This is a genomic window from Chryseobacterium scophthalmum (assembly GCF_900143185.1).
GTDB lineage: Bacteria > Bacteroidota > Bacteroidia > Flavobacteriales > Weeksellaceae > Chryseobacterium > Chryseobacterium scophthalmum.
Map to the genome: position 1 here is coordinate 1,899,420 of NZ_FSRQ01000001.1, position 19,147 is coordinate 1,918,566.

The following is a 19,147-nucleotide window of genomic DNA, read 5'->3' on the forward strand; positions in this document are numbered from 1 at the left end:
GTTAAATCAATTTCAATATAGAAATATACAGTTGGTTATCTTTTAGGAAGGACAAAAAGGTAAACACCTTTAAAGATCCTACAATGCTCAACTGTTTTTTTAACGATATCGAAAAATTTGATCTCGAAAATAAAAAGCACCTGCTTTCTGCTGTAGTAGATGGTATTATTCAGGTTTTGAAAATCAAAAAATATTGCTGTGCTTTAGTTCTGTTTCATAATACAAAAACAGAACATTATTATAACACAAAACCCACTGCAAAATTGCAGTGGGTTTTATTTATCTGCCACACGATATAATCGTGCGGGAGCGAAGGGGCGAGCGGGGAACTTTACTTATTATTATTTAAATATAGTATTCTCTTTTACAAAAGCTATATCTGCAGAATTTGTGATAATATAAACATCTCCTTCATCTTTAGATTTTTTACCATTATAATAAATAATTTCCTTATCAGAAATTACCTTTACACTATCACCAATTTGTCTTTCGGCAAATATAGGTAAGTAAATTTCAGCTTGTTTCCCTTTAATCTGGTAAGGATATATTCCTTTTTCTAATTTTTTTGAAAAATCTTGAACATTTGAATTAACTATATTTAAGTTTAATATACCAAAACTATGATTACGAGATATTTTTATATCTGTAACAGTTCCTTCAAATACAACCCCATTTTTTAAAACTTTATTTTTTTCAGCATATTCTTCTGTTCCTGTTTTTTTTAAGAATATTATCATTCCTACAAAAACAATAAACATTATTATAAATCTTAAATATTTCATATAAATTTATTAATTAAATTGAGGAGCATGATATATATTTCTTGGGTTGGGATTCATTAGGGCTGAAACAATAGGACTCCCAGCATTTGAAATCCTATCTAAAATACTTCTTTGTGCGGTCGGTTTCATTTTGTTAATTAAATATGTTTTCGAAACTGAAAGATTACCAGATCCTAGATTAACTGCTCCGCCGACCCCTATATTTCCGCCTATGGAATATCCATACCATCCTTTATCTGTCCAATTTCCCGTTCCCGAAAAACGACTAGCACTAACACCACCTCCCGCAATTACTTTCACATCAGCAGAACCTCCAGCTGATATAGTGGTTCCTTCAAAAGATGCTGGATCTATTGCCCTTGTAGAGTTATTATAAGCTACAAAAAGACTAGCTCCAACAGTACCTGAAAGACCTCCTTGTTCTCCTCCAGAGGAACCCAAATGTCCTCCAGCATAAACATAATTATAACCGCCGTAAGTTTTATCTGTAAATTGAACAACAGAAGCTTCTAAACCTGCATTTGCTCCAGCTCCAAAGCTAGCTCCTACATCTGCTTGTACGGTATAACCTACAGCAAAGCGATTAACATCAATATTTTTCGCTCCAATATCTATGGTTTTATTTTCTTTAAGATTTAAAGGAACATTTATAACTTTCTCTTCTCCGGCTGTTTCAATTCTCCATTCTTTTTTATCCTTACCTCTTATAACAATATCCTCAGTTTGTCTTCCATCCGGGTCGATAAATCTTATCGGATTATTAAACGCATAATTATATGGGCTATGACGAGTCATCTTCTCCGCCAACGGATCCACAACACCCCACCTTCCAATATCCGGCATATAGAATCTTGCGCCGTAATCATACATTCCCGTTTCCTGAAGTTCTTTGCCGTTGTACTTGTACTGATAAGAAGGATTTCCTACTAAACCATTATATCCTTCATGCTTCAAACCAAAAGGATAATAGTTGTTTTCCTCAAGAACTTCTATGCTGCTCCCATTATGCATGTAACTTAACCTTGTATTTCCTAAATGATCGCTGTAATTGTAAATATACTTATTTTTTACAAAATCAAAATATCCTTCTGAAGTGGGTACAAACTGGAGCCCCGAAGGGTTCAGTGGAGTAAATGGACCTCCATAATAGTAATACTGAAAACCATCTAGATAATCTGTTTCTGCAAGTGATCCACTCATTGGATTATTGGTTATTATATATTTTTTTAACTTCATTCCATCAGCCCGATAAATATAATTTGTCTGGCTATTTAATTTTCCACCACCTGTAGTAATATTAGATGGTAGATTTAAATAATTGTATACAATCGAAGTTATACCTTTATCTAAATGTTTATTCATATTTCCATTGGGGTCATAGGTAAAAACATTTTGCAAAGCATTGTATCCTGAAGAGTTATTGACAACTCCTTGAGGAAGCGTTATTTTATCTAAATGGTTACCAGTGTAATTATAAATTAAATCATCAATTTTCTCAGCAGTGGTTCCTGAAGAAGGTTTTGAAAATCTTTTTAAACTAGCAATATTTCCGTTGAGGTCATAGGTAAGCTGCTCATTATAGTTATTATTGTTGATAAGTGATGAGCCGGGTTCTGAATAAATTCCTTGTTGAAGTCTGTTTAGTCCATCATACGTGTAAGAATATCTACGTTTATTATCATTAGGATTTGTTGATGTTTTCCAGTCAATCTCTGCAATATTACCGTTGAACTTACCCGTTGAAAGATTTGTATTTTCAGGATTGGTGTATTTTATTGCATATCCGAAAAGGTCTCCATTATTTAAGTCATTCGGATTGTTAATCTGCGTCATCCAGCCTCGGATATTATACAGATAATCTACCTGTTGCAAGCCGTTTCCGGAAACTGTACCACCTACTTTTTTGCTTTCCAGCTGTGATAATTCATTATACTTATTCTGAGCAAGATATTCCGCAGGATTATTATCAACCTGATGAGTATGAATTAATAACCTGTTTTGATGGTCATAAGTAAAGTTTTCGGTAATCACTCTTTCGGTATCACTATCCAATCTTTTATGTTTGGTAATTGCCATCTTTGGAGTTCCTGAAAAATCAAGCTCAGATTCTGTTTTCGTATAGCCTCCCAAATGATTAATAGAATGACTTCCGATTGCTCTTCCTTTCGTATCGTACCAGGTGTAGTTCTTCGTCCAGCTGTCATCTTCAATGTTTTTTACATAAGAAGCTAAAGGCAAACTTTTGGTATTAATATTTAAAGTTAGATCATCTGTCAATAATGGTAGATTAGTGACTGTAGAAGTAAATGATGGCGTATAAGGAGGATAGGTGTCGTAATAATTAACGGATAAAACTGTTTCTATATCAAGAAAATATCCGTTACTGTAATACACATCCATTCCACTTTTTGTGAAACCTGTTCTGCTTCGGGATTCTATAATAATATGTGGTCCTGCCTGACTTTGCATACTGTCTCTGCTACCTCCTCGAATGATTCCTGTATAAGCCACTCTTCCCAATTGATCATATTTTGTAATGAGCCATTTTTCCTGCTGTCTCAAGTTGGCATCCTGAGTCATAATCAATCGGTCTGCTTTATCATAAACCATATATTCCCAACCTTTTCCAGGAAGCCTCTTTTCTACCAAACGATTTCTGCCATCATAGCGATATCGGTAGCATAAGTCATTTAAATTAATATCTTCGTATGCAATAGCAGTTCCTGCAACAAGATTTTGATAAATAATGGCTGCGTTCGGCGGAATAACATAGGAGAGCTGGTTATATTCATTATAAACATAGTAAGTATCTGCTTTTTCCGTATCATTTATAACTTTTCTTACTAATAAAGTCTGACCTTCTTCATTTTTGAATTCGATAGTCTTGTTACCGTCTTCATCAGTGATGCTATTTTTATAGAGTTGCGCAGTGCCATAACTGCCGTTCTGGATAAGTCCAGATTTGGTAGCATCGTTTTCCCATGTTGTTGTGGTGGTATATTTGATCACTTCACCTACAATATTCGCATCATAATCAAACTTTACTGGTTTATCACTCCAGGCTTGCCCGACCTGTTTCTGTTCTAAAACTCTGTCTAATGGTGAATTCTCAAATTCTTTTTTTGAAAATATGATTTCTGAACCGTAAATGTCGGTTTGGGTAGCATTTCCTAAAGGATTGGTTACGATGGCTCCATTAGCTGTTCCTGATTGGGGAACAGGTAAGAAATCTTTAACCTGTCTTCCGAAAGCATCATATTCTATATGGGTAACCACATCTCTCTGCAGTGGAGATGCTTTGATATTCACAACCTGTTTAGGTCTACCCAAACCATCAAAATATTGCACGCTCTCTACACTTTTCGGTGTGGAAGCTGTAGGATCAGTCAAATAGTTTTTTGAATAGACATAATTTTCATTGGTGCTCAAAGTCTGCGCATGGAAAAGCCCCACTACAAACAATGTACTTATTGGGATGATTATTTTTTTCATGATTTGGTTTTTAATGTTTGTAGTTATACTTGAATTCTTTTAACAGTTTCCCGTTAATATCTTTGATATTTTCTAACCTATTAGCAGAATCATATTTGTAAATTTCTCTGATTCCTGATGGTGGAGTAATGCTTGTTACTCCAATTAACGGATCATACGTATAAGTAGATATCTGTGCATTTTGTAATGCAGACTCTTTTCTGAAAATATCTAATTTACCTATCAAAGTCTGCTCAGTACCCGCATCAATATCACCATTTGAAGCCGAAATAATTTCTGCTGCCAATCCACTCGCTACAGAATAAGGAACACCTGTAATTTTAGCAATGGGCTGAGTTGAATTGTAACCCCAAATTACCGAAGTTACAATACCATCTTTTGTTGTGTATTGTTGTATGTTCCCTTTACTATCGTATTTATCATAGATAACTTCCGCAGAAACAATATTTAACAAATCTGTAGAATTTATTTTGTAAGGTAAAGCTAATCCCGAAGTTTTTGTATTAGCTTCTGATTGAGATATAGGATAAACTATTTCAGATTTTGACACAATTTTACCGATATCTAATAAATCCTTCTTCCTAATAATCGTAGTCTCTAAAGGAATACCAATCATATTTTTCCCTATCAAATACTGATTATCTTTTTCGTGGGCATAGCTGTAAGAAATTTTCACTTGTTCCCCACTTGGTAATAGATTTTCTGCACTTTGAAGATTGATTGGTTTTTGTAGATCATTACCATAAATATTTCTTGTTTTTGACTCTATAATTTTATTTCCTAAAAACTCTTTAGTAATGATTTCCATATTTTCAATTTTTCCAGACTCTATAGCAATATATTTATTCTGAACATCATACAGCTCTGCTTCAATTGGTGGTGATGATGAAATTTGTTTATTATACTTCATGATATCCAAATCAAGTCCAAATGAAATATCTTTTCCGTTTAAGGGAATATAACCTGCCAATGGATTTTTCAAGAGTTTTATTTCATATTTATAATCCTGTATTTTGATTGTGTCATTCAATTTATTTAACATTATACTTTTTTTCAACAAACCACCTTTCCAGTTATTATAATCACCATAAAAATGTGAATGAAGTTTGCCTGTTAATCTGTTTTGTGTAAATTTATTTATAACACTTCCCAAATCATTGTATTCTGTAACTTGAGAATAAGTCACTATATCTGAAGTCCCATAAGCGTTATAACTTCCGCTGGAATTAGATACTACTACGTATTTTTTAATATATTCTCCACCATAAACCTCTCCTCCATTATCATTGAATCTTCTTAAAAGATTTTTTCGTAAAGATGTATATTGAAAAGGGAGATTTAAAACTCCACTCTCTTTAAGTTTGTTGGATAAATTATCAAAATAATTATACTTATATTGAAAAATATTAGCTATATTATTTTCATTTATGTCTTCTATTTTACGTATCCTTAATCCACCTAAAGGAATCTCAACTTCAGTATCATAATATTTTCTCGATACAAGGCTCAAGCTGTATGAACATTTACAATTACCCATTCTATTCAGGATCACATTAACAGGTATTGAAGCACTAGGATCTGGAATAATATATTCTTTCGGAGGTCCGCTACTTCCATAATTGCCAGATCCGTATTTTGCAGCACCAAAGCACATTGTTTCTCGTATTTGATTGATATTATCATTGTTATTTTGACATGAATTTCCAAAAGCTATTTTAAGTCTTGGCATAACCTTTCCTAAAAGCATACTTGACGGGATGTAAACGTTAGTGTTAATATCTGGGTTTTCAGGATACTTGTTAACAATAGATTGTATAGGTTCAGTAAAATTATCATCATAAGAAGTATTTGTCATGTACGTTCTATTGGATTCATAATATAATTTTTTACTTCCACCTGTTGGATAATCTATTTTTACTAATGTTGCTAATTGTGAATATGAAGGGTTTGTATCTCGATTTCTTCCATTTTGAACCGTGATTTGTTCCAAAGTGTATTCGGTGTAAACTTTTTGAGGAAGATTAGAGTTTGTTTCAGTATTATACAAGTTATTAATATATCCCCAGTAATCGTCATTGTTTGAATTTCTAGCAGGTATGGGACTGCTCTCATCGTAAGTAAACGAATATTGATTGTTTTGCAGATTGTCTTTTACATTATTAAGTTTTAGACGGTAATCTTGAAAGTTTTTATTACTTGAAGCAGATTCAAAATAGGAGTAATTAAGATTAATGTCTTTGATAATCTTCCCTGAAGTACTAGTAACCAGTATTTTTCTGAGCGCTACTCCTGCTGGAGAGTTTAAATCTTTTCTATAAACATCTGTATTGGTTGTTTTTAATCCATTTTCATTAGAATATTGGAAAGATATTTCACCCTCGGGAAATACTATTTTTGTTAATAGTTTATCTGTATTAGAATTTGAACCTTCGTAACGTTCGTAGGCAGGAAGAGGTGGGGATTGTTCATATATTCCACCAGGTTGCTGTGTAATTAGAAAATTGGCTCTTTCAATTATATTTTTTCAGTATAAGAAAGTGTTTTACCATAAATAAATTCAATTTTTTTGTTAGAAACTGTTCTGATACTATCTAATGAATAAAGAGATTGACTTAATACAAGAGATCCTGGTTCTCCACCATCAGAACTCATAATGTTTTTAGGTGTTAAATAAAAAATATTCCCTTCTTTATCTGTAATTTTAATTTTTTTGATCTCATCAAATGTTTCGATCTTAATATCATCATGTGGAATTGTGTAGCCATTCCCGTTACTGACAATAAAACTTCCGGTAATGTTGGGTAATTTATAATTAAAAATATCAGGTTTTGTATCATAATTCCCTTCGTAAAAACCTTCTATATAAGGCCTTATGTCATTATCGTATACACCGACATCTCTAATGTTTTGATTGGCAACATTTATATCTTTTGTATAGTGAGAAAAATACTTATCATCTTTATCAACAATATTTTGTGTAATATTACCAGGTATATTCAAAGCCCAGCCTAATCCTACAATTCCAGCTACTTCATTCAGTTTTATTCCGCCTGTATTGTACGATATTGAAATAGGGATATTTAGACCTTCACTTTGAATTGTATAAATTGGAACATTTATATTAGCTTTTCCCTTAAATAAATCAACAGGTAATTTTCCAACTTTATCTAATGCATACGCATTAGCTGTTGTGGGAAAAGGAAGAATATTTCTTTTTTGCGAGTCGTTTCCTATTCCTAATTGCGCGTATCCCATAAAAACATAGGACAGCAAAAATAATATTAGAGTCTTCTTCATTGTATTTTATTTTTTAATCAATTTAGCATTCGCAGTTTTTTCAGTATCAGTTTTTATCACAATCAGATACGCTCCCTGAATCAAATTCTGTGTATTAATCTTCGTTACTTTATTTTTTGTTTTCAAGCTTTGAAGCTGTCTTCCGCCCATATCATAAAGAGTAATATCAGCTTCTTTGAAATCAAACCCAATTTCCACATAAGCATAATCTGAAACAGGATTAGGGTAAATCTTAATATTCTGTTTTTCTATTAACTGGTCAATCTGCGAATCTCCCAATTTTACAATCTTCCAGTTCTCTTTCCCCAATTCTTCAGCACTTGTTCCTGCCAAAACGATTGAACCGTCTTTATTCATTTTCAGATCAGAAAGTCTTTCTTCTTTCTTCCTTGATTCACCTTTTATATGTTTGCGCCACTGTTCATTCCCGTCATTGTCGATATAAAGCATCCAAAAGGTCTCATCATCAGTTTCAATTCTTCCTTCAGCCTGAGTGTAACCTCCGAGTAAAACGCCTTTAGAATTCTTCCCATCTCTTGCGTTTATCACATTCATTCCCATCAGAATATCACGGTTTTTAAAATTGTAAGATTTCTGCCACTGTTCTTCTCCTTTTGTGTTTAAAGAGATCAGCCAGACATCAGTTCCTTCTTCAATTCCTACGGTCTTGTTACCAGATTTCTCTGATCTCGATTCTCCGCCAATAATATATCCCGATGAAGTAAAAACCATGGTTCTCAAATGGTCATCACCTTTACCTCCGAAGTTCTTTTCCCATTCAATTTTGTTGTCTTTGTTGAGCTTTATTACCCAGTAATCGCCCTCTCCGAAATTGGGGCTGGATTTGGAGGTTCGTGATACAGGATTCGAGGTTTCGTTACTACCACTGTTTCCCGCTGAACTCGAATCCCGTAACTCAGAACTCCTTGAATAGATTCCCAATAGCGCTCCTCCATCCGGTGTAGGAATCATTTTTTCCACCTCATCCAAACCTCTTCCGCCTATAATTAATTCTGAAAGTACTTTTCCGTTCTTGTCAAGTCTTGTTACCGTAACATCTTTCGATCCGAATCCGTTGGCAGCATTCTGAATATTTCCAGCGACCATAAAACCAAAATCAGCAGTCTGAATCACGGATCTTGCTTCTTCATCCTGTGACGTTCCTAAAGTTTTCTGCCATAATTCATCCCCGAATTCATTGATTCTGATCAGCCAGATATCAGATCCTCCTTTAGAAGCATCTTTTTTATCTAAACCTTTTCCGGAAAAAGAAGTTCCTGCCAAAAGAAATCCTCCTTCCTGGGTTGCAACCGTTGACGATAAAAAGTCGTGATTCTGTCCTGAGAAATACTTTTCCCAAACTTCTTCTCCCTGTTGATTTAATTTAACAAGATGAAAATCGTAGCCGTTGTTTTGTTTTGAAGCTGCAGATGACACTGCAGTTTTACCTGCTGCCTGAATACTGCTACCTGTTACGAGATATTGATGATCGACAGTTGTGGTAACTTGTGAGAGAAAATCCTGTGTAGAAGATTTAATATCTTTCTGCCATACCACATCCTGAGCATATAATACAGCAGTTGTGCATACGAAAAATGCACTCGTGTAGAGTTTTTTCATGATTTGCGTTTTTTAATTATTATTTCCTACTAAATTAACTTTTTTTAACAAATTTCACAAGCATTTTGATACAAATTTGACAAACATGATTATTTATTCTGTAAAAATAAGTCTGCGTTGCGACAGAAATTGACGTGTTAAAAAATAAATGCGTGTGGCAAAAAAAGAGAAAGAATAGTGACAAACTTAATTGAACTAGCTTTTGAAATTAAAACTAAGTAATTTATAATTATGTTTATTTTTTTGATAATAGAATTTATAAAAACTTACTCAAAACTCCATTTTCAAATGTCATTCCAGAATTTAAACAAATAAGTTAAGAATTGTAATTTTTTATTTTAAACAAAAAGGATGAAGTTTTAAACCTCATCCTTTATAATTTATGTCTTATAATTTTAAGAATACTGAAATTTTCTTACAGCTTCTAAAGTCATATCGATTTCTTTGTCTTTGATCGCATTACTGATGAAATAGGTTTCATAACCACTTGGCGGAAGATAAATTCCGTTGGTCAACATCTGATGAAAGAAATTATTAAACAGTGCATGATTAGCATTCTGTGCCTCATCAAAATTAGAAACCGCATTGATGTGGAAGAAAACCGACATCATTGAGCCTTTTCTGTTGATCCTGTGCTCAATTCCTTTTTCACTTAAAATTTTTCCGATTTCAAAGTCTAAAGTTTCTGTTGTTTTAGCTAATCTGTTGAAAAATTCAGGGTCATTTTTAATGATTTGCAAAGTTTTTAAACCTGCTCTCATTGCCAAAGGATTTCCACTTAGTGTTCCTGCCTGATAAACGCCGCCTTTTGGAGCCAAATGGTCCATAATTTCGTTTCTTCCAGCAAAAGCTCCTACCGGAAGTCCACCTCCGATTACTTTACCGTAAGTTACCAAATCGGCTTTCACATTAAACAATTCCTGAGCTCCACCAAAAGCTAGTCTGAAACCTGTCATTACTTCATCAAAAATCAATAAAGCTCCGTTTTCGTCACAGATTTTTCTTAATTTTTGTAAGAAATCGTTTTCAGGAAGTACACAACCCATGTTTCCTGCAACTGGTTCGATAATTACCGCTGCAATTTCACCCTGATTATGTCTGAACAGATCTTCAACTTGCTCAAAATCATTATATCTCGCTAACAAAGTGTCTTTTGCTGTTCCAGCCGTTACGCCCGGAGAATTTGGATTTCCAAAAGTAGCAGCGCCACTTCCCGCTTTTATTAAAAATGAATCTGAATGTCCGTGATAACAGCCTTCAAATTTTATAAACTTATCTCTTCCTGTAAAACCTCTTGCCAATCTGATTGCGCTCATACAAGCTTCTGTACCTGAAGAAACCATTCTGATCTGGTCGATATTCGGAACATTTTCGGTAATGAATTTTGCAATTTCAGTTTCCAATTCTGTTGGTGCACCAAAAGAGAAACCTTTTTGTGCCTGAATTTTTAATTCTTCTAAAACTTCAGGATGGGTGTGACCCAAAATTGCAGGTCCCCAAGAATTAATGTAGTCTACATACGTGTTATCATCGGCATCTGTAAGGTAAGCGCCTTTCGCAGATTTCATAAAAACGGGAACTCCACCCACCGATTTAAACGCACGAACCGGAGAATTTACACCTCCCGGAATATATTTGTAAGCTTCTTCAAATAAAGCTGAACTTCTTTGGTATTTCATTATATTTAGTTGATAGTTGATGGTAATTAGTTAATAGCGATTAATTATCAGTTCTTAAAACTAACAACCATCAACTAAAACCTAACAACTGATTTTAGTTTCTAGGTTTTTTGTCAATCAGATAAATAAGCTGTCCAGCAGATGGTTTTTGACCTTCATCCATTCTGTTTTTAGCGTATAATTTATGGAGTTTGATACCAAATTTCTGTGCGATATCATACATATCTTCACCAGATTCGGCTTTATAGATTGCAGTATTTCCTTCAGAATTTTTAGATTCAAGGAAAACGACTTCATTTTTTGCCAATGCCGTTCCTTCAAGCTCATTCCATTTCATCAGTTTACTTTCGCTGATTTTAAATTTCTTAGCAATATACTGTACATCAGTATCTTCAGGAATTACAATATATTTTAAACCGCCATTCGGATGGCTTTTAATTAAAATTGAATTAAGAATTTCAGCTTTGGTTTTAATTCTTTCCACTCTCTGCTGTTGTTGCGCATAAGAAGTCGCTTTGTAAGGAACTTTTACAGTAACAGGAGTTGTCGTCTTTTTTGTAGCTTTTGCAGGCTCCATTCTCGCCATGAAAGTACGGTCGTCTTTCAGATCAGGATATTTTTTTAATACTGCATAAAGAACTTCCTTAGAATTTACTTCATCAAACTCATACAGCTTGTATTTTTCAATTTTTCCGATAAGAATTGATGCATAACGAGGATTGGTTGCGTAACCAGCTTTTTTTAAACCATGCGCCCAAGCTCTGTAATCTTTCATATCAAGATCAAAAAGTTTGGTGTAATATTTTCTTGTTGCCAAAAATATAGAGTGGTCTTCGTAAGATTGTTTAGGATCGTCATACACACGGAAACATTCATTTGGAGCATCATCGGTGTGCTTCATTGTCTTTCCGGTCCAGTCTTCTTTACATTTTATACCGAAATGGTTTTTGCCTTCCTGCGCCAAACGGCTTTGTCCGCCACCTGTTTCTAAAAGTCCTTGCGCAAGAGTAATTGAAGCCGGAATTTTATATTTTTCCATTTCTTCAACCGCATATTGAGCAAATTTCTGAATGTATTGATCTTCTGTAGCCCAGGTCTGAGCTGAGAATTTTGATAAAACTAAAAGGCTAATTAGTAAGAAAAGTCTTTTCATGTTTTTTGATTTTTAAAGCCAGACAAGTAATCACTTGCATTTTAAAATTGCTGCATGAATGCATCATGCTTTTCAGCTTTATATTATTAAATTTCTATTTTGTTTTTCTAAAAGCAAATTGGCTCCTTCTATTCCCTGCAAACCTCCGGTATGAAAACACAGAATTTTGCTTCCTTCAGGAAAATAATCAGCATCAATCATTTCAAAAACTTTCTGCATCATTTTTCCTGTATACACTGGTTCTAAAGGAATATCAAATTTCGCTTTAAAATCATTGATATAACGAACATTTTCATCATTTATTTTACCATAACCGCCAAAAGCAGCATCGGTTAGATGAAAATTTCTTTTAGAGGTTAATTCTGATATTTTGCTTTCTAAAGAAGAATCTTCAACTACTTTAAAACCTATAACTTTCTGATTATCTTCACAAAATTCTGAAATCCCCGCCAAAGTACCTCCGGTTCCAACTGCTGTGCAAAGATAATCAAAATCTTTTGTATCGTTATTGAGCATCATTTTTACGCCCTGAACAGCGTGTTTATTGGTTCCGCCTTCAGGAATTATTAATGCTTCAGGAAATTCATGTTGTAAAAATTCGGTCAGTTTTTCTTTATGGCGATATTCTTCACGCGAAACAAATTTTAAATTCATTCCGTTTCTTTTGGCAAAAAGTAAAGTGGGATTATCCCGCCATTTTTTTTCTAATTCTTCGCCTCTTATAATGCCTAAAGTTTTAATTCCAAAAAGATTTCCTGTGGCAGAAACTGCCGAAATATGGTTTGAATAGGCTCCGCCAAATGTAATGATTAAAGGATTTTCCGGCAGAGTTTCTAAATAATTATTGATGTTATAAAAAAGTTTCCAGTATTTGTTTCCTGAAATTTGAGGATGAATGAAGTCTTCTCTTTTGATGAAAAGTTTTACTTTTTTATTAATTAGGATTTCCTGAATGGGAATAGTTTCTGTAGGAAGTTGTAATAGCATTTCTTCGTTTAAATGATATTTGTTTTAACAAAATTAGTTTTTTTATTTGAGCTTGTGTAAGTAACACTAATTCTTAAGCAAAATTGAGGATATTTTGTGAAGGTATTTTTAAACCACCCCGTCAAAAATTCTTTGAATTTTTGCCACCCCTCCAGAGGAGGGGAATTTTGTTCCACATTTTTTATAACGAATTTATAATTAAAAGTATTTTCTGAATGCCCAGAATTTTCTATTTTTAAGATAATTTAAATCATGTTCCATTGAATAAGCTTCTCTTTCAAAAGAAATTGCGTGATAGGCTGCATGTGCATTTTTAAGTCTGAAGAAATGATAGTAATATTCTGCAACATATAAAATGTAAAAGAAGACAATCAATAACTCCAATTGCTGTCTGATATGAATTTTTTCATGATTAATCAGAACTCTATTCTTCTTATCTTCAGGATTTTTAATGAAAATAAAAGGATAGAGCGTAATGCCGTTTATTTTTGTATTTTTGAGGAGCTTTTGGCACACAATTATCATGATAACAAATATAAAAGTTTTGATTTAACTTATGGCTCTTTTTGAAATCAAAGAGGGTGAAGACTTTTACTATAACGAGCAAGGTTACAAAGTTTTTACCGAAAAATTCCATCTTAAACGTGGACATTGCTGTAAAAGCGGTTGCAGACATTGCCCATACGGATACGATAAGAAGACAGACACATTTATAAAAACCACTAAAAAAAATAAATAAAATGAAGAAATATATTTTTATTTTGCTTGCAGCAAGTTTAGGTTTATCGTCTTGTAGCCCATTTCAGGTACGTTCAGATTATGCTCAAACTGCTAATTTTACGACTTACAAAACATATAAAATCAGAATCGATGATTTGAAACTGAATGACATCGATAAAGACAGAGTTTTGAATGAGCTGTCTAAACAATTGCAGATGAAAGGACTTCAACCGGGAGAAAATCCTGATTTGATTGTGAATGTAAAAGCTAACCACAAAAAAATTACCGATATCAACAGCACAAATCCTTACGGAATGTGGGGATGGGGCGGTGGTTTCGGTTGGGGAATCGGAATGAACAGAACCTGGACCAGCAATTATAATGAAGGTGCAATTATTGTAGATCTTGTAGACTCTAGATCTCAAAAATTAGTTTGGCAAGGAATCGGTAGCGGAATTTCTGTAGACCGACCAAAAGCTAAACAAAAACAAATTCCTCAGATTGTAGCCGAAATTATGGCAAACTATCCTCCGGGAATGAAAAAATAAAATTTTTATTTTAAATTATATTAAAAGTCAACACAAAATTTTGTGTTGACTTTTTTTATGCGATATTTCTTGAAATAAGTGATGTGAAATTTTACAAAAACTTAACCTGTTTGTGGAAAAGATAATTGCTTTTAAATTTAATAATAATGTAATTTTACATTTACCAAATTGTTTTAATCTTACCAAAAAATTATATTATTATGAAAAAACTACTTTTATGTGTAGTATTCTCCCAGCTTGCTAATGCACAAGCTCCTGCAGGATATTACAACTCAGCGAACGGATTGTCGGGAGCTTCATTAAAAACAGCTTTAAGCAATATTATTACAAACGGACATCAAGACAAAGGTTACAACGGACTTTGGACTGCCTACAAAACCACAGACATTGATAAAAATTACGAAAACGACGGTTCTATTCTCGATATTTATTCTGAAAAACCAAGCTCTACAGACCCTTACAAATTTACTCCGGGAAATAATCAGTGTGGCACCTACTCTACTGAAGGAAACTGCTACAATCGTGAACACATCGTTCCTCAAAGTCTTTTTAATGAAGGTTCACCGATGAAAAATGACATCCATTTCATCAGAGCTACCGATGGAAAAGTAAATGGAATGCGTTCTAATTATCCTTTCGGAAAAGTGGGAAGCGCAAGTTTCACTTCTTTAAATGGTTCAAAATTGGGAAGTTCGTCATCTTCAGGATTTTCAGGGACAGTTTTTGAACCCATCGATGAATTTAAAGGTGATGTAGCGAGAATGGTTTTCTATTTTGTGACAAGATATCAAAGCAAACTCTCAACTTTCTCCACAGGAAATATGCTTGGAAGTTCTGCATTTCCCGGATTACAAACATGGGAACTGAATGTTCTTTTAGCGTGGCATAATCAGGATCCTGTTTCGCAGGCAGAAATCAACAGAAATAATGCTTCCTATACTTTTCAGGGAAACAGAAATCCTTTTATCGACAATCCTAGTTATGTGAACCAAATTTGGGGAGGACAAGCTCCAACAACCGATACTCAAGCTCCGTCAACGGTTACTAATTTAACAGTTTCAGGAAAAACAACGAACACGGTTTCTCTTACATGGAATGCTGCAACTGATAATGTAGCCGTGAGTTCTTACGATGTTTATATGAACGGAAGTTTAAAAACCAACGTTTCTTCAACTTCAACGACAGTTACAGGATTAAATCCTTCTACAACTTATAATTTTTATATTAAAGCTAAAGATGCTGCAGGAAATTCTTCAGCAAACAGTTCTACTGTTTCAGCAACGACGAATGCGGGAACAACCAATCCAAATCCGACAGGTTGTGTAAACGAAAATTTTGAAACGATTCCAACAGCAAGTTCATCATCGTATTCAACAAAAACATGGACGAGCAACGGAATTACATGGACGGCAACGGATTCAAGAAGTGATCAAACCATTTCCAACAAAGCAATTACCGTAAGAGACGGATCATTAAAATCAAGCAGTTCTGCAAACGGAATTGGATCTTTGACGGTTACAACACAGCTTAAATTCAGTGGAAGTAATGGAAATTTTACGGTTCAAGTAAATGGAATAAATGTTGGAACAGTTCCTTACAGCACAACGGCAACTACGACGACAATTAACAATATTAATGTTTCAGGGAATGTTGTGGTGACTTTAGTGAATAATTCTACAAGCAACAGAGTGGCGATTGATAACCTGAGCTGGACTTGCAATAATTCTGCTTCAAGACAAAGCCAAACGACAAATATTATTGCCGAGCCAAAAGAATTACAGATCTATCCGAATCCTATTACGAATCAAGAAATTTTTGTAAAAGGAGATACACAAAATATTAAAAAAGCGGAAATCTATAATCTACAGGGGAAAGTAATGCAAACGATCAATAATCCTTTTAAAAACGGAAAATCAATTAAAATTAAAAGCCTTTTGCAGGGAGTTTATATTTTAAAACTTGATGAATCGAGTCTGAAATTTGTAATTAAATAAGTTTTAAGATAAAATATTAAAAGAGACTGTTTCAATTTTGAAGCAGTCTTTTTTTTAGATATATTCTGCGGGTTTTTAGAAGATAATTGGAAATAAACTGCTGATTTGCCACGAATGCACGAATATTTATGAAAATATTTAAAAATTAAAGCTTTTTGGACTAAAAATTATAATAATTTAAAATTCACCTAATTTCAACAAAACTTATATTAATTTACCGCAAAGGGAAACAAAGAATTTTAAATATTGACTGATTTTAAGCTAAACAACGGCGTAAACTTAACAAAGAAATACAATGAGAAATTATAGGCAATTAAAAAAACTGTTTAATTCATATATTTTCAATTGAAAATTCGGTGGTATACAAAACTGAAAATTCGTTGTAAGTATGGGATAGATTCATCGATTTGATCATTCCGTCGTTTTTAGAAATCGTTGCATTTCCTGTGAAATCATTTTGGTTTTCTTCTTTACTTTTTAAGGTTTGATGTAATAAAATTTCTTCTTTGTTGTCCGTTAATTTTGCAGTTTGCTGAATGTTTAATAAGGTTTTATCTAAATACATTTCAAAAAAAGATTTTCCGTTTTCAAAAGGATTTCGGAAAGATGAAAAGTAGATTTTCAGAAACCAATCTTCTTTCATTTTCTGATCAAAAACATCAGGATTTAATACAACATATTCAAATTCTTCAAGATAAATTTTAGCATATTTATCAGGGAAAAAATCCAGTAATTTTCCCTTAATCTGATTAAAATTATTTAAAATTTCTTTCTTTAAAGCAGTTCGCAAAATCTCACCTTTGGCGTTTACAAAAACTTCAATCGGATATAAAGACTTCATGCTTTCAATCGCCAAACTTTCCATTTTTGTGTCATTGCGATTTGAAAACTGATCTTTGGTAAAATGAAAAAGATATTCCCCAAATTCATTTTTTTTCCATTCTAAAGATGCGATATAAGAAAAACTTTTGTCAACAGTTTTACCTTCTGCATTGGATGATTCTTTAATTATAGTTTTAAATTTTTCGTTAAAACCAATTGGATTAAAAACAATTTTAGGGTTTAGCTCAAGGCTTTTAAAAGGGGCATCATTTTTATCATTATATTCTTTGATCTTCGCAAAATCGGGTAACAAAAGTTTTTTTCCGGGAATCAAATTATCAACAATAAAATCTTCTTTCAGGCAATGTTGATTGTGAAATTCTTTAAGATAAACAGGATTTTCAAGCCTGATTTTTTCAGCAATATTTTCGAGGGTATCTCCGGGAAGTATAAAATGGATCATCATGTTTTTATAAATGCCTTTATGATAGTGTGTTTATGAAAAGAGAACATTAATTTACTAATTATTTTTAAAACTAAGTTTGATTATTTAGCTTTTTTGTAATCGGCTTTTTAAGTTTTTAGACATTCAGTTTGATCTCTACTATTTCTTTTTCTTTAGCTTGTAGGTTGTAATTTCACCCGTGGTTTTATCAAGTAAATCGCTGGTCAGAATAAAGTCATCATTTTTTCTTATAATTGAAAATTTTGAATCGCTGTTATCTTTTTCCTGTAGAATGATTTTGTTTGGATTACTATTCAAAATAATCAGATCTTTGTCTAAAATCTCATTATAGCTATCTAATCGAAAGGTCGCTTTATTATCTTTAATATCAATGTAAATCATTGCATATGCACGTGGATCGGCAGATTCTTCTTTAATACGAAGAAAATTGCATTCATATTTCCCATTCCAGCTTTTACTTATCGCACTATTATTTAATGTAAAATCCCATTTTTTTAAAACTTTATTTTTATCTAAAAGTAAAACTGAATACCTGTCTTTCTGATTTTTTATTTCGACTTTATTATTTGCAGAATTATAATCAGTAAATTTGAATACATCAACTATTTTATATCGTTCCTGATCTTCATTTGACACCAACTTTTCTATACTGAACAAATAATTTTCTTCATTATTTCTTTTATAAATAGAATACGTTAAACTGTCATTTTCATGTATTTTACCTGATTTAAGGAAAGTATAGGTATTGAGCTCATCACCCGAATAAAATTCTTTTCCTACATAAAGCTCATCCTTATTCTCTATTTTACTAGTTTCTTTAGGAAAAGTAGCTTTCGCAGGAGGTTCATTCTTGGTATCTTGTTCTTTACAGTTGATGAAAATTAGGATTAAGAAAATCCAATTTAGTTTTAAGATTATTTTCATATTACTAATAAAAAATATCCATATTTAATTTCTGACTTTAGACTGCTTATTATATATTTTAGTGCATTTCTTTTTTGTGTTGCCTATTACTTTCGAAAGTTCTGTTATGGATTTTTTCAAATCCACATTTATATTTTGACTGCACTTTTCCGTGTAACCACTCTGCCACGATTCAGATTCACTTTGAATTTTTTTTAAAATAAACTTATTATTTATACCCGAAACCAAATAAGCATTCTGAAGATATCCTCTATCCGGAAATTGAGTAATAATTTCGAATCCTTCTTTGGCCTCTTTAATATCAGTTATCTGATTGCCACCGTCTTCAGAAAAGTTAGTCGATTTTAGAGCCAAATTATAATTACCGCTTTTATCTCCTAAAAACAACAATAATTCATCTCCCAAATAACGATTATGACTCACAATTTTATCTTTAATTCCATCTTTGTTTACATCAAATGTTTTAATGAAATAATTTGTATTGTTAGTATATTGATTAAGATTTATTGTTTGAACCTTTTCAGTATTATTGGCTTCTACTCTATCATTTTTCAGAATTGATTTCTTTTGACAATTGGCAAGTAAGAAAAAAAATAGTAATACTAGAATGGTAATTTTATTCATGATGTGTTTCGTATTTTAGAGTATCTTGAATAGCATTTA

General features: G+C 32.8%; 16 protein-coding genes. 4 read left to right on the forward strand and 12 right to left on the reverse strand.

Annotated elements, in window-relative coordinates; translation table 11 throughout:
- Positions 1-83: 83 nt before the first annotated feature.
- Entirely contained in the window at positions 84-299 is a 216-nt protein-coding gene (locus BUR17_RS08570; protein ID WP_074229879.1) for a hypothetical protein, read from the forward strand.
- Positions 300-341: 42 nt separating this feature from the next.
- Here BUR17_RS08570 and BUR17_RS08575 read toward each other — a convergent pair whose 3' ends face one another.
- From BUR17_RS08575 to BUR17_RS08615, 9 genes are all read right to left on the reverse strand, one after another.
- Entirely contained in the window at positions 342-782 is a 441-nt protein-coding gene (locus BUR17_RS08575) for a hypothetical protein (protein ID WP_143747546.1), read from the reverse strand.
- A 9-nt stretch (positions 783-791) separates the two neighbouring features.
- Positions 792-4,274 (reverse strand): DUF6443 domain-containing protein, encoded by a 3,483-nt coding sequence (locus tag BUR17_RS08580; protein WP_084550477.1) that lies wholly within the window; start codon positions 4,272-4,274, stop codon positions 792-794.
- A 10-nt stretch (positions 4,275-4,284) separates the two neighbouring features.
- Entirely contained in the window at positions 4,285-6,321 is a 2,037-nt protein-coding gene (locus BUR17_RS08585) for a hypothetical protein (RefSeq protein ID WP_074229882.1), read from the reverse strand.
- 467 nt (positions 6,322-6,788) lie between these two features.
- Positions 6,789-7,571, reverse strand: coding sequence for a hypothetical protein (locus BUR17_RS08590; RefSeq protein WP_143747548.1), 783 nt, complete (start codon positions 7,569-7,571; stop codon positions 6,789-6,791).
- Positions 7,572-7,577: 6 nt separating this feature from the next.
- Entirely contained in the window at positions 7,578-9,191 is a 1,614-nt protein-coding gene (locus BUR17_RS08595) for a T9SS type A sorting domain-containing protein (RefSeq protein WP_074229884.1), read from the reverse strand.
- Positions 9,192-9,586: 395 nt separating this feature from the next.
- A complete protein-coding gene (hemL, locus tag BUR17_RS08600; RefSeq protein ID WP_074229885.1) occupies positions 9,587-10,870 on the reverse strand; it encodes a glutamate-1-semialdehyde 2,1-aminomutase in 1,284 nt (427 codons plus the stop codon).
- A gap of 94 nt (positions 10,871-10,964) precedes the next feature.
- Positions 10,965-12,023, reverse strand: a complete 1,059-nt coding sequence (locus tag BUR17_RS08605) for a glucosaminidase domain-containing protein (protein WP_074229886.1) — start codon at positions 12,021-12,023, stop codon at positions 10,965-10,967.
- 78 nt (positions 12,024-12,101) lie between these two features.
- Positions 12,102-13,010, reverse strand: coding sequence for a 1-aminocyclopropane-1-carboxylate deaminase/D-cysteine desulfhydrase (locus tag BUR17_RS08610; protein WP_074229887.1), 909 nt, complete (start codon positions 13,008-13,010; stop codon positions 12,102-12,104).
- 198 nt (positions 13,011-13,208) lie between these two features.
- Entirely contained in the window at positions 13,209-13,535 is a 327-nt protein-coding gene (locus BUR17_RS08615; protein WP_074229888.1) for a hypothetical protein, read from the reverse strand.
- 31 nt (positions 13,536-13,566) lie between these two features.
- On the opposite strand from BUR17_RS08615, the gene BUR17_RS08620 reads away from it, so the two are divergent.
- The 3 genes from BUR17_RS08620 to BUR17_RS08630 all read left to right on the forward strand — a co-directional run bounded on the left by BUR17_RS08620 (position 13,567) and on the right by BUR17_RS08630 (position 16,272).
- On the forward strand, positions 13,567-13,749 hold the full coding sequence (locus tag BUR17_RS08620) for a DUF5522 domain-containing protein (protein WP_074229889.1): 183 nt from the start codon (positions 13,567-13,569) through the stop codon (positions 13,747-13,749).
- Position 13,750: 1 nt separating this feature from the next.
- Positions 13,751-14,278 (forward strand): DUF4136 domain-containing protein, encoded by a 528-nt coding sequence (locus tag BUR17_RS08625; protein ID WP_074229890.1) that lies wholly within the window; start codon positions 13,751-13,753, stop codon positions 14,276-14,278.
- 200 nt (positions 14,279-14,478) lie between these two features.
- Positions 14,479-16,272 carry an endonuclease gene (locus tag BUR17_RS08630; protein ID WP_074229891.1) on the forward strand — a complete coding sequence of 598 codons (1,794 nt, stop codon included), beginning with the start codon at positions 14,479-14,481 and terminating at the stop codon, positions 16,270-16,272.
- Between the two features lie 331 nt (positions 16,273-16,603).
- On the opposite strand, the gene BUR17_RS08635 is transcribed toward BUR17_RS08630, so the two are convergent.
- The 3 genes from BUR17_RS08635 to BUR17_RS08645 form a co-directional block, all read right to left on the reverse strand.
- Positions 16,604-17,560, reverse strand: a complete 957-nt coding sequence (locus BUR17_RS08635) for a hypothetical protein (protein WP_074229892.1) — start codon at positions 17,558-17,560, stop codon at positions 16,604-16,606.
- Between the two features lie 138 nt (positions 17,561-17,698).
- Positions 17,699-18,484 carry a hypothetical protein gene (locus BUR17_RS08640; RefSeq protein ID WP_074229893.1) on the reverse strand — a complete coding sequence of 262 codons (786 nt, stop codon included), beginning with the start codon at positions 18,482-18,484 and terminating at the stop codon, positions 17,699-17,701.
- 24 nt (positions 18,485-18,508) lie between these two features.
- Positions 18,509-19,108, reverse strand: coding sequence for a hypothetical protein (locus BUR17_RS08645; RefSeq protein WP_074229894.1), 600 nt, complete (start codon positions 19,106-19,108; stop codon positions 18,509-18,511).
- Between the last annotated feature and the right edge of the window lie 39 nt (positions 19,109-19,147).